Raw genomic sequence first — 11801 nt, 5'->3', positions numbered from 1 at the left:
CGCATGGCAACAGTCGAACTGCCGCTGAGCTCCGGCCAGCTCGTGGACGGCGCCCCGGCGTCGACCACGATCTTCGGGAAGGATGGCGGCGCCGTCGTGCGCCGGTCCATCCTTCCCGGGGGCGTGCGTGTCCTCACGGAGGCGATGCCCGGCCAGAGGTCGGCGTCGATCGGCTTCTGGGTGGGCGTGGGCTCCCGGGACGAGGCCCTCGGCCAGCACGGGGCCACGCACTTCCTCGAACACCTGCTGTTCAAGGGGACCCAGCGCCGCACCGCCCTCGAGATCGCCTCGGCGTTCGACGAGGTGGGCGGCGAGTCGAACGCCGCGACGGCCAAGGAGAGCACGTGCTACTACGCGCGGGTGCTCGACACCGACCTGCCCATGGCCATCGACGTGATCGCGGACATGATCACCTCCGCCGTCCTCGACCCCGACGAGCTCGAGCAGGAGCGCGACGTCATCCTCGAGGAGATCGCCATGGACGGCGACGACCCGACCGACGTGGCGCACGAGCACTTCGTTGCGGCCGTGCTGGGCGAGCACCCGCTGGGCCGCCCGATCGGCGGCACGCCCGAGGCCATCAGGGCGGTCCCGCGGGACTCGGTGTGGGAGCACTACCGCCGCTACTACCGTCCCGAGGAACTGGTCATCACCGCGGCGGGCGGCCTCGAGCACGAGGCCGTGTGCTCGCTCGTGCTGGAGGCGCTCCAGGGCGCGGGCTGGGACCTCGGCTCCGAGGCCGCGCCCGTGGCGCGCCGGTCCTCGGCGCCGGCGGCCATCACCGGCCAGCCGGGCCTGACCGTGGTCCGGCGGCAGGTCGAGCAGGCGAACGTGATCATGGGGTGCCCCTCGATCACCGCGACGGATCCGCGCCGCTACGTCATGAGCGTGCTCAACGCCGTGCTCGGCGGCGGCATGTCCTCGCGCCTGTTCCAGGAGATCCGCGAGAAGCGGGGGCTCGTCTACTCGACCTACTCGTTCGCCTCCGCCTACGCGGATGCCGGCTACTTCGGCATCTACGGCGGCTGCGCCCCGGCGAAGGTCCCGCAGGTCCTGGCCCTCATGGCGGCCGAGCTCGAGAAGCTCGCCGAGCACGGCATCACGGACGAGGAACTGCGCAAGGCCGTCGGCCAGCTCTCGGGCGGGATCGTCCTCGCGCTCGAGGACACCGGCTCGCGGATGTCCCGGCTGGGCCGCGCGGAGCTCGTCTCGGGCGAGTTCCAGGACATCGAGGAGACCCTCGCGCAGATCGGTGCCGTCACTGCGGCGGAGGTCCAGGACCTCGCCCGCGTCCTCGCGACCGCTCCGCGCACCACGACCGTGGTGGGCCCGTTCGAGGAGACCGAGACCTTCGGCCTGTCCCCTGAGAGCTGACCCCGCGTCTGTGAAGAGGTGACCCCGCGTCTGTGAAGAGGTGACCCCGCGTCTGTGAAGAGGTGACCCCGCGTCGATACCTCGACGCGGGGTCACCTCTTCCGCGTTCCGGGGTCACCTCTTGTGCGTTCCGGGGTCACCTCTCGTGCGCCGCGGGGTCAGGCGAGGATGTCCTTCGTGGTGAACCGGCCGTAGGCGAGGGCCCCGAAGAGCGCGATGTACCCGGCCTGCAGCCACGCATTCGCCCCGAACGAGTCCCACGAGACCGGGTCGCGCAGGAAGTCGGCGAGGCCGAGCCAGTGGTCCGTGAAGAGCCACGGATGGAGCCAGTCGAGCTGGTCGAGGGCGTCGAGGATCTGGGAGACGACGGCGAGCACCGCGGTGGCGGCCATCGCCCCCACCGGGACACCGGTCAGCGTCGAGGCGAACAGCCCGATCGCGGCGAGCCCGAGCAGGGACACGGTCGTGTACGCGGCCATGAGGAGCAGCCGCCCGAATGACTCGGCCGGACCGATCTGCGTCCCCGACAGGAGGGTGGCCTGCCCCAGCGGGAACAGCGCCAGGCCCACCGCCGTCCCTCCGAGCACGACGGCGATCCCCGCCGCCGCGCAGAAGACGGCAGAGCTGAGGTACTTCACGACGAGCAGCCGGACGCGGCCCGCGGGGGCGACGAGCAGGTAGCGCAGCGTCCCGAGGCCCGCTTCCCCGGCGATCGTGTCCCCGGCGACGACGCTGACCGTCAGCGGCAGGAACAGCGGCGTGCAGACCACGAGCCCCACGACCCCCGCGAAGAGCCCGTTGTCCGTGATCTGGTCGAGGAAGGCGGGCCCCCGGCCGCTCGGGGGCCGCCCAGGGGAGAACTTGACCGCGAGCCCGATGAGCACGGGCACCGCCGCGAGCGCGGCGAGCATCGCCCACGTCCGCCACCGCCGGAAGAGGACCCGCAGCTCCGAGGCGAGGAGCCGCCCCGTGTGGCCGGCGGTGGCCCCGCGGCGGCCGGTGTGCTCAGCCTGCGACATCGAAGCCCTCCCCGGTCAGTTCGACGAACCGCTCCTCGAGCGTCATGGCCTCCGCGCTGAACCCGCGCACCCGCACGCCCGCTGCCACGAGCGCGGCCACGACGTCCTCGGCGGCCGGAGCGCCGGGCGGGCCGTCAGCGGCGGGCGGGTCCCCGCCGTCGTCCGCGGTGCCCCCGACGACGGCGACGACGGTGCCGGGCCCCGCAGGCTCCACGTGGAGGCCCAGGCCGCGCAGCACACCCGCGGCGGCGGCCGCGTCCGGAGTGCGGACCTCGATGCGCGGGCGTGCGCCGGCGCGCAGCGCGTCGAGGGTCCCCTGGGCCACGAGGCGCCCGGCCCGCAGCACGGCGGCGTGGGTGCAGATCTGCTCGACCTCCGCCAGCAGGTGGCTCGAGACGAAGACGGTGGTGCCGTCCTCGGCGAGGGAACGGATCAGGCCGCGGACCTCCCGCGTCCCCTGGGGATCGAGACCGTTGGTCGGCTCGTCGAGGACGAGGAGGTCGCGCGGGGCGAGCAGGGCGGCAGCCAGCCCGAGCCGCTGCTTCATCCCCAGCGAGTACGCGTGCACCTTCTTGCCGGCCGCATGGGTCAGGCCCACGCGCTCCAGTGCCGCGCCCACGCGGGCCCGGCAGGTTGCCCGGGCCGCCAGCGGGTCCGCGGCATCGAACCGGGCCAGGTTCGCGGCGCCGGTGAGGAACGGGTAGAACGCGGGCCCCTCGACGAGCGCCCCGACCCGCGGCAGCACTTCTCGGGCACCCCGCGGCATGGGCTCGCCGAGGACCTCGGCGCGGCCCGAGCTGGGCGCCACCAGCCCCAGGAGCATCCGGATGGTGGTCGTCTTCCCCGAGCCGTTCGGGCCGAGGAACCCGAACACGGTGCCGCGGGGCACCTCGAGCGCGAGGGCATCGACAGCGGTGTGCGCGCCGAAGCGCTTCGTGAGGGCGTGGGTGCGGATGGCAGCGCCCTCGGCCCCGGGCCGGGTCCGCGCAGCGTCGGGCCCTGCCGTCACCTGGCGGCCGCTGCCTCGAGGGCCGCCGCGGGGACGGCCCCGGCGAGCACCCGGCCGTCGTCCGTGAGCAGGAGGGTGAACAGCGACGTGCTGATCACACGCCCGCCCTTGGCCGGCACGGCGAGCTGCTTCATGAGCGGCTGGTCCTTCAGGCCCGCGGGCACCTTGTCCGCCGGGATGACGGCGATGGAGTCCCAGCCCTGCGAGGTGCCCGCGGCCGGGGCGTGCTGGCCCGTGGCCTGCCGATGCTGCCCGGTGGCCGAAGGCAGCTGCTGCTGCGTGACCTTCGCCCCGGCGGGCGGGGTGAAGGCGAAGACGGAGGCGTCCGGCGCCGCCAGGGTGAGCTGGGTGAACGCGGCGTGGAAGGCGGCCGCGTCCTGGCCCTTCGCGTACACGTCCACGGCGAGCGGCAGCCCGGTCTGGGCCTCGACCGCGATCCGCACCGAGGCGACGAGGGTGCCGGCGGCCTTCGGGGTGAGCACGAGCGTGTAGGCGCTGTGGCCGGCGACCGTGGCGGGCTGGGCGAGAGAGACCGCGGTGCTCGGCCCGGCGGCGGCCAGGAGCCGCTGCGCGAGCTGGTCCGGGGAGACGGCGGCGGCGCTGGGCGGGGCGGCGGCCGCCGTGGAGGGCAGCGTGGCATGCGTCACGGCGTGCGCCGCGGAGTCGTAGGTCCACAGGTCGCTGCCGTTGCGCACGGCATCGCGCTCGGCGAGCTGGTCGAGGACCTGCACCCGCTCGCGGGCGGGACCGTCGGCGTAGACCTTCGCCGTGTGCGCGCTCGTGAGCAGCTCCAGCAGCGCGGCCTCGGAGCCGAAGGACGCGCTGCCCTTGGCGGCGCCGAGCGCCTGGCCGGGAATCGAGGGCAGCCCGAGGTCCGAGCTCTGCTCCATCGTGCCGGAGAACTGCCGCGCGGTATGGGCGGCCGCGAGCGCGAGGACCTGCTCCGGGGTTGCGGGCGGGGGCGGGGACCCGGCGGTCGCGCCGGAGGCGAGCAGCCCCACGGCCACGACGGCGGGCACCGCCGCGGCGGGGATCCAGCGGAGCCAGCGGCGCTGGGTGTCGGCGTTCATCGAGACCTCCGGGGAAGGAACCTTTGTCTCAACGCTACGCCGCCCGCAGGCGCCTGTCCTCATCCCTGCGGCGGATCCGGGTGCGCGCTCAGCCGCCGGCGAACGGGGGCAGGACGTCCACCACGTCGCCGTCCGCGAGCACGCGCGCGCGGTCCCGCACGGCGACCTCGTTCACGAGGAAGGAGCATCGGCGCAGCACCTCGGCGAGCGGCGGCGCGCCCGGGCCCGCGGAGGCGGGGACACGCACGACGGCGAGGGCGGCCTCGAGCGCGTCGGCGAGGCTCGCGCCGTCGGGCGCCGCCAGCGACTCCTCGGCCCTGCCGGCGGCGGCCTGGGCCGCGGCGTAGTACCGCAGGGTGATCTGCAAGGGCTCTCCTAGCGTGTGTCGGGGGCTGCGGGTCAGCCGCCGATGGCGGACATCGAGCGGTCCGGCTGGACGAAGCCGTCCGCGCCGAGGCCGGTGTGGTCCATCCCGTGGGCGCGCGGCTTGAGCCACATCGCCTCCTGCCACCGCCGCGCCACCTGCTCATCGGACGCTCCCGAGCGCAGGAGGCCGCGGAGGTCCACCTCCTCGTGGGAGAAGAGGCAGCTCATGACCTTGCCCTCAGCCGTGATGCGGGTGCGCTTGCAGTCGGCGCAGAACGGCTCCGTCACGGAGGCGATGACTCCGACGGTGCCGAGCAGCGCGCCGTCGTCCTTCCCGCGGACCTCGAACCGCTCCGCGGGCGCGCCGTCGCGGTCCCGGGCATCGGGGGAGAGGTCGAAGCGCCCGGAGAGCAGCTCGCGGACCTCGGCGGCGGTGACCATGCCGTCGCGGGTCCACCCGTGGTCGGCGTCGAGGGGCATCTGCTCGATGAACCGCAGCTCATAGCCGCGCTCGAGGCACCACGCGAGCAGGTCGGGGCCGTCGGCGTCGTTGATCCCGCGCATGAGCACGGAGTTGATCTTGATCGGGCCGAGCCCCACGGCGTCGGCGGCCTCGATGCCGGCGAGGACGCGGTCGAAGAAGGGGCGGCGGGCCAGCCGGGCGAATGTCTCCGGGTGCAGGGTGTCGAGCGAGACGTTGATGCGCGTCAGTCCTGCGGACTTGAGGGCGGCGGCCCTGGCGTCGAGGCCCACGGCGTTGGTCGTGAGGGCGATCGGCAGGTCCGGGTGCTCCGCGCGGAGCGCCGCGACGATGTCCACGAGGTCCGCGCGCACGAGCGGCTCGCCGCCGGTGAGGCGCAGCTCCCGCACGCCGAGCAGGCGGACGCCGATCCCCACGACGCGCACGATCTCCTCGGCGGACAGGAGCGCGTCCTTGGCGAGCCAGGGGAGGCCCTCGGCGGGCATGCAGTAGGAGCAGCGCAGGTTGCACTTGTCGGTGAGGGACAGGCGCATGTCCGTCGCGACCCGGCCGTAACGGTCCTCGAGCCCGGGCAGTCCCACAGGCCGGTCCGCCGCCAGCGCCCCGACCGGCGGGTCCGAGGCGCGCACCTGCGGCATTCCGAGCTCAACACCCATGCATCTACAGTACGCGAGTGGCGTCCGCCACGGGCCGGACGGGCCCGGGGGACCTATTCTGGTCCCATGAGCGCAGGACCCGAGCCCCTGCCCGCGGCGCCGGGGCAGCGACGCGCCGCCCGGGTCCGGCTGGCCGCCGCGGGAGCAGGCATCGTCGCGGGCGCGGCCGGGGTGCTCTCCGGAGAGCTCGCCGCCGGCCTGCTCAGCCCGTCGCTGAGCCCGGTCTCCGCCGTGGGCAGCGCGGTCACGGACCTGGCCCCGCCAGCCGCGAAGGACTGGGCGATCCAGACCTTCGGCACCGGGGACAAGGCGTTCCTCGTCACCGCGATCGGGATCGTCCTCGCGCTCCTCGGCGCCGCGGCTGGCCTCCTCGAGCTGCGCCGGCCCGGGTTCGGGGCCGCCCTCGCCGGGGCCGTCGGACTCGTGGGCCTCGCGGCAGTGGCCACCCGCTCGCTCGGCGCGCCGGCCGCATGGACCTGTGCGCTCCTGGCCGGCGCGGTCGCCGTGTCCCTGCTCCGCTGGCTCGTGGGGCGGCTGCGGCGCGAGACGGCCGCGTCCGGGCAGCCTCCGGCGGGAGTCCCCCGCAGGGGCTTCCTGCGGGCCCTCGGCGGGACGGCCGCCGCCGTCGCGCTGGGAGGGGTGGTGACCGGCGTCGTGCGCAGCGCCTCGCTGGCCGCGGACGCGGCCCGCGCCGCCCTCCGGCTGCCCGCACCGGCCCAGCCCGCCCCGCCCATCCCCGCGGGCGCCGAGGTCGGGGTGCCGGGCCTGAGCGACCTCGTCACGGCCAATGAGGGCTTCTACCGGATCGACACCGCCTTCGTGGTCCCGTCGGTGGACCCCGGCAGCTGGCGTCTTGCCGTCACCGGCCTCGTCGAGCAGCCGGTGACGATCACGTGGGCCGACCTCCTCGCCCAGCCCCTCGTGGAGCGCTACGTCACCCTCACGTGCGTCTCCAACGAGGTCGGCGGGAACCTCGTGGGCAACGCCCGCTGGCTCGGCTGGCCGGTGCGGGAGCTGCTGGCCCGCGCGCGCCCGCGGGCCGGGGCGGACATGGTCCTCTCCCGCAGCGTCGACGGCTTCACCGCCGGCACACCCCTCGAGGCCCTCACCGACCCGGGCAGGGACGCCCTCCTGGCCATCGGGATGAACGGGGCGCCCCTCCCGCCCGAGCACGGGTTCCCCGTCCGGCTCGTGGTCCCGGGCCTGTACGGCTACGTCTCGGCGACCAAGTGGGTCACCGAGCTCAAGGTCACCACCTTCGCCGCAGACCAGGCCTACTGGAGCACGCGCGGGTGGAGCGAGAAGGGACCGATCAAGACCGCCTCGCGCATCGACGTGCCCCGCCGGGGCAGCCGGGTCGCCGCCGGGGAGGTCGTCGTCGCCGGCGTCGCCTGGGCGCAGCACCGCGGCATCTCGCGCGTGGAGGTCAGCGTGGACGACGGCGCGTGGCAGCAGGCGCGGCTCGGCACCGGCATCTCGCGCGACACCTGGTACCAGTGGGCCGCACCCGTCCGGCTGTCCGCCGGGCGGCACCGCATCGCCGTCCGCGCGACCGACGGCGACGGACAGGTCCAGACATCAGCGACCGCCCCGCCCGCGCCCGACGGCGCGACGGGATACGACATCATCGAGGTGGAGGCCACATGACGCATCCCGACTCCGGCGGCGCGGCCGCCGCGCCGGCCGAGGCACGCCCGCACGACGGCCGGCCCGGGCATGCCCCCGCGCACGGTCAGGGGCATGCCCACGGGCACCGCAGCGTCGAGGAGCACCGCGGGCGTCTCGCCCGGCTCCTCGCCCCGCTCGCGGACAGGGCCGCCCAGGACCGCTCCCTCGACGCGGCCCTGGGCACCGCCCTGGCCGCCGACCTCGCGGCCCCGCTCAGCCTCCCGCCGTTCGACAACTCCCAGATGGACGGCTTCGCCGTGTGCTCCTCCGACCCCGGGACGGGGGACGGGGCGGGGCCGGGCCGGCGCCGGTTCACGGTGGCAGAGCCGATCCCGGCGGGCGCGGCCCCGCCGCCCCTGCGCCCCGGCCACGCGGCGCCGATCATGACGGGCGCGATGCTCCCCGCCGGCGCGGACGCCGTGGTGCGGGTCGAGCTGGCTGTCCCCGCCGCCTACCCGCCGGAAGGCGGGAGCGTGGACCTTCCCGTCGTCGAGGCGGGCACCTACGTGCGGCGGGCCGGGAGCGATGTGGCGGCCGGCGCCGTCGTGCTCCCTGCCGGCACAGCGCTCGGCCCGGCCCAGCTCGGGCTCGCCGCCGGGCTGGGACTGTCGATGCTCCGGGTGCGGCCGCCGCTGCGGGCCGTGCTCGTGAGCACCGGCGCCGAGCTCGCGGCGCCGGGGCGGCCCCTGGCGCCCGGCCAGATCCACGACGCGAACGGAGCGCTCCTGCGCGCCGCGCTGCGGGAGTCCGGCGTTCAGGCGCGCGCGGTCGCGGTGCGCAGCGACGAGCCGGCCGAGCTGCGCGGCGCGCTCGAACGGCTCGCCCGCGGGGCGGAGCGGCCCGACCTCCTGATCACCACCGGCGGGGTCTCGAAGGGCGCGTTCGAGGCGACCAAGCTCGCCCTCGACGGGCACGACGTCGAATTCGCCCACCTCGCGCTGCAGCCCGGGGGCCCCCAGGGCCTGGGCACCTTTGCGGGCCTCCCGCTCATCGCCTTCCCCGGCAACCCCGTCAGCTGCTGGATCTCCTGGGAGGTCCTCCTCCGGCCGGTCCTGTCCGCCCTCCTCGGCGCGCCGCCCGCGCGCCGGCGGCTCCGCGCCCCGCTCGCCGAGCCGCTCGAATCGCCCGCCGGCACCCTCCAGGTGCGCCGCGCGCGCCTGCGGCCCGACGGCGCGGTCGGCCTCGTGGGCGGCCCCGGTTCCCACCTGCTCGGGGCCCTCGCCGCCTCGGATGCCCTGGTCATGGTGCCCGAGGACGTCACCGCGCTCGCGGCCGGGGACGACGTGGAAGTATGGCTGACGTGACTGAGACCCCGCACCCCCCTTCCGGCCCCGGCCTGACCCACGTGCGCGCCGACGGCAGCGCCCACATGGTCGACGTGAGCGCGAAGCCCGAGTCCACCCGGGAGGCGACGGCGCAGGCGGTGGTGAACACCACCCGCGAGGTCATCGCCCTCCTGGCCGAGGGCGGCCTCCCCAAGGGCGACGCCCTCGCGGTGGCCCGGGTGGCCGGCATCATGGCCGCGAAGAAGACCCCGGACCTCATCCCGCTGTGCCACCCGCTGCCGATCGCGAAGGTCACGGTCGACTTCGAGCTCGCCCCCACGGCCGTGACGGTGCTCGCCACGGTGAAGACCCGCGGCGTGACCGGGGTGGAGATGGAGGCCCTGACCGCGGCGTCCGTGGCCGCGCTGGGGGTGTACGACATGGTCAAGGCCGTGGACAAGCAGGCGGTCATCACCGACATCAGGGTGCTCGCCAAGTCCGGCGGCAAGAGCGGGGACTGGGACGTCCGTGCCGGAGGCGGGGCATGAGTGGGCACGACGCCGGGCCCACGCCCGAGGGGGCGCGCCGGGCGGGCATCGTGATCGCCTCCACGCGTGCGGCCACGGGCGTGTACGAGGACCGCACCGGGCCCGTCGTCGCGGACTGGCTGGCCGACCACGGCTTCGACGTCATCCCGCCGGCGGTGGTCCCGGACGGCCCGAGCGTCGGCGCCGCCCTCCGGGCGCTCCTCGCGCTCGGGCCCGCGGCGATCATCACGAGCGGCGGCACGGGGCTCAGCCCGGACGACGTGACGCCCGAGGAAACCGGCCCCCTGCTCGACCGCGACGTGCCGGGCATCATGGAGGCCCTGCGCGCTGCGGGCAGCACCAAGACGCCCCTGGCCGCTCTCTCCCGGGGCCACGCCGGGCTGGCCGGGCGGACGTTCATCGTGAACCTGCCCGGCTCGCCGTCCGGCGTCATGGACGGCCTGGCCGTCCTCGACCCGATCATCGGCCACATCTGCGACCAGGCCGCGGGCCGGGGAGGAGCCAGCCATGACCACCACTGAGCCCGTCGAGGTCCTGCACGCGGCCGTGACCACCCTCCCGCTCGACGAGGCCGCCGCCCGGGCCGCCGTCGACGCGCCGGACGCGGGCGCCGTCGTGCTCTTCTCCGGTGTGGTCCGCGACCACGACGACGGCCGCGGTGTCGCCCGCCTGTCCTACACCGCCCACCCGAGCGCCGAGGCCACCCTGCGCTCCGTCGTCGACGCGACCGTCCGCGAGGTGCTCGCCGCCGGCAGCGAGGCGGCCGGTGCGCCGGAGCGTCCCCTGCGGGTCTGGATCGCGCACCGCGTGGGGGAGCTCGCTGTCGGGGACGCCGCCTTCGTCTGCGCGGTCTCCGCGGCCCACCGGGGCGAGGCCTTCCGCCTCTGCTCCGAGCTCGTGGACCGGGTCAAGGCCGAGGTGCCGATCTGGAAGGAGCAGTTCTTCGACGACGGCGGGAGCGAGTGGGTCGCGGCGCTCGGCTGACCGGGTTCCCCGGTGCCACGATTCTGAGCACCGCGGGGCGCGACAGTAGGCTGGGGCCCATGGCAGAACGACTTCCCGTGGCAGTGCTGGGCGCGAATGGGCGCATGGGTTCCGAGGCCGTCAGGGCAGTCAGCGCGGCCGGAGACATGGAGCTCGTCGCCGCGCTCGGACGGGGAGACTCGCTCGAGGGCCTCCTCGACGCCGGCGCCCGGTACGTCGTCGACCTCACCGTCCCCGACGCCACCGAGGCCAACGTGCGCTTCGCCGTCGAGCACGGGATCCACGCCGTGGTGGGGACCACCGGCTGGAGCGAGGAGCGGCTCGGCGCACTGCGGCGCCTGCTGGCCGCCAGCCCCGGGACGGGCGTGCTCATCGCGCCGAACTTCGCCCTCGGGGCCGTGCTCGCCTCGGCCTTCGCCGCGAAGGCCGCCCGCTACTTCGAGTCCGTCGAGATCGTCGAGCTCCACCACCCGGACAAGGTCGATGCCCCCTCCGGGACGGCCGTGCGCACCGCCCAGCTCATCGCGGCCGCACGCAGCGAGGCCGGCCTCGGCGCGTCCCCGGACGCGACCACGACCGCGCTCGACGGCGCGCGGGGCGCCGACGTCGACGGCGTGCGCGTCCACGCCGTGCGGCTCCGCGGCCTCGTCGCCCACCAGGAGGTGCTCCTGGGCGGGCCGGGGGAGCAGCTGACCCTCCGGCACGACTCGTTCGACCGCGCGTCCTTCATGCCCGGGGTGCTCGTGGGGCTGCGCGAGGTCGCCGCGCACCCGGGCCTGACCGTCGGCCTCGACGGCTACCTGGACCTCGGGCTGTGAGCGCCATGGATCCCGCGGATCCCCAGCATCCGGGGGGCCCCCAGGAACCGCAGCGGCCTCCCCGGGCCGGTGGTGCCTGGGCGTGGGTCGGTGCGAACAAGACCAAGATCGGCGTCATCGCCATCACCGTCCTGCTGGTGTTCTACCTGGTCGTCACCTTCGACCGCGCGCGGATCCTCCTCCTCGATCCCCAGCCGGTGGCCAAGGCCATCGGCGCGGGCTACCTGGTCCTCCCGATCGTGGGGGCATGGGCGCTCCTGCGCGAGCTCGCCTTCGGCACCCGGCTTGAGCGCATGGGCAGGGAGCTCGAGGCCGAGGGCGGCCTGCCCGAGGACACGCTGCCGCGCACGGCCGGCGGCAGGATCGTCCGGTCGGCCGCGGACGCCGAGTTCGCCCAGTACCGCGCCGAGGCGGAGGGAGCGCCCGAGGACTGGCGGTCGTGGTACCGGCTCGGGCTCGCCTACGACGCCGCAGGTGACCGCAAGCAGGCGCGCGCCGCCATGCGGCAGGCGATCGCCCTCCACCGCGGCCGCTGAGGAGGGC

13 protein-coding genes are annotated in these 11801 nt (G+C 75.5%); 8 read left to right on the top strand and 5 right to left on the bottom strand.

The window, feature by feature from the left end:
* Positions 1 to 3: 3 nt before the first annotated feature.
* A complete protein-coding gene (locus ACVWWH_RS06625) occupies positions 4 to 1374 on the top strand; it encodes a M16 family metallopeptidase (RefSeq protein ID WP_084249410.1) in 1371 nt (456 codons plus the stop codon).
* Between the two features lie 158 nt (positions 1375 to 1532).
* Here the strand turns inward: ACVWWH_RS06625 and ACVWWH_RS06620 are convergent, their stop codons facing one another.
* The 5 genes from ACVWWH_RS06620 to moaA form a co-directional block, all read right to left on the bottom strand.
* Positions 1533 to 2393, bottom strand: a complete 861-nt coding sequence (locus ACVWWH_RS06620; protein ID WP_066497235.1) for an ABC transporter permease — start codon at positions 2391 to 2393, stop codon at positions 1533 to 1535.
* On the bottom strand, positions 2380 to 3402 hold the full coding sequence (locus ACVWWH_RS06615; protein WP_457316042.1) for an ABC transporter ATP-binding protein: 1023 nt from the start codon (positions 3400 to 3402) through the stop codon (positions 2380 to 2382). The genes ACVWWH_RS06620 and ACVWWH_RS06615 overlap by 14 nt, the downstream gene beginning before the upstream one ends.
* The gene (locus tag ACVWWH_RS06610; RefSeq protein WP_457316041.1) at positions 3399 to 4472 is read right to left on the bottom strand and encodes a LolA family protein; all 1074 of its coding nucleotides are present in this window, start codon (positions 4470 to 4472) and stop codon (positions 3399 to 3401) included. The genes ACVWWH_RS06615 and ACVWWH_RS06610 overlap by 4 nt, the downstream gene beginning before the upstream one ends.
* 88 nt (positions 4473 to 4560) lie before the next feature.
* Positions 4561 to 4833 carry a MoaD/ThiS family protein gene (locus ACVWWH_RS06605; protein ID WP_457316131.1) on the bottom strand — a complete coding sequence of 91 codons (273 nt, stop codon included), beginning with the start codon at positions 4831 to 4833 and terminating at the stop codon, positions 4561 to 4563.
* Positions 4834 to 4871: 38 nt separating this feature from the next.
* Positions 4872 to 5975, bottom strand: coding sequence for a GTP 3',8-cyclase MoaA (gene moaA, locus ACVWWH_RS06600; protein WP_457316040.1), 1104 nt, complete (start codon positions 5973 to 5975; stop codon positions 4872 to 4874).
* A 66-nt stretch (positions 5976 to 6041) separates the two neighbouring features.
* On the opposite strand from moaA, the gene ACVWWH_RS06595 reads away from it, so the two are divergent.
* Genes ACVWWH_RS06595 through ACVWWH_RS06565 form a run of 7 tightly spaced genes read left to right on the top strand, consistent with a single transcriptional unit; the run spans position 6042 to position 11794 of the window.
* Entirely contained in the window at positions 6042 to 7622 is a 1581-nt protein-coding gene (locus ACVWWH_RS06595) for a molybdopterin-dependent oxidoreductase (RefSeq protein WP_457316039.1), read from the top strand.
* On the top strand, positions 7619 to 8947 hold the full coding sequence (locus tag ACVWWH_RS06590; protein WP_066497246.1) for a molybdopterin molybdotransferase MoeA: 1329 nt from the start codon (positions 7619 to 7621) through the stop codon (positions 8945 to 8947). Before ACVWWH_RS06595 ends, ACVWWH_RS06590 begins: the two co-directional genes overlap by 4 nt.
* Positions 8935 to 9456 carry a cyclic pyranopterin monophosphate synthase MoaC gene (gene moaC / locus ACVWWH_RS06585; RefSeq protein ID WP_066502225.1) on the top strand — a complete coding sequence of 174 codons (522 nt, stop codon included), beginning with the start codon at positions 8935 to 8937 and terminating at the stop codon, positions 9454 to 9456. The genes ACVWWH_RS06590 and moaC overlap by 13 nt, the downstream gene beginning before the upstream one ends.
* Positions 9453 to 9977, top strand: coding sequence for a MogA/MoaB family molybdenum cofactor biosynthesis protein (locus ACVWWH_RS06580; RefSeq protein ID WP_066497250.1), 525 nt, complete (start codon positions 9453 to 9455; stop codon positions 9975 to 9977). Before moaC ends, ACVWWH_RS06580 begins: the two co-directional genes overlap by 4 nt.
* Complete coding sequence (locus ACVWWH_RS06575; protein ID WP_457316038.1) at positions 9964 to 10440, top strand: molybdenum cofactor biosynthesis protein MoaE; 477 nt, start codon at positions 9964 to 9966, stop codon at positions 10438 to 10440. The genes ACVWWH_RS06580 and ACVWWH_RS06575 overlap by 14 nt, the downstream gene beginning before the upstream one ends.
* Before the next feature lie 59 nt (positions 10441 to 10499).
* Complete coding sequence (dapB, locus tag ACVWWH_RS06570) at positions 10500 to 11258, top strand: 4-hydroxy-tetrahydrodipicolinate reductase (RefSeq protein ID WP_066497253.1); 759 nt, start codon at positions 10500 to 10502, stop codon at positions 11256 to 11258.
* Positions 11255 to 11794, top strand: coding sequence for a tetratricopeptide repeat protein (locus ACVWWH_RS06565; protein WP_229710840.1), 540 nt, complete (start codon positions 11255 to 11257; stop codon positions 11792 to 11794). Before dapB ends, ACVWWH_RS06565 begins: the two co-directional genes overlap by 4 nt.
* The last annotated feature ends 7 nt before the right edge of the window (positions 11795 to 11801 follow it).

The sequence above is a fragment of the Sinomonas sp. RB5 genome (assembly GCF_054063535.1).
The sequence above is the reverse complement of the archived record's forward strand: the minus strand, read 5'-3'. Positions and strand labels throughout refer to the sequence as shown.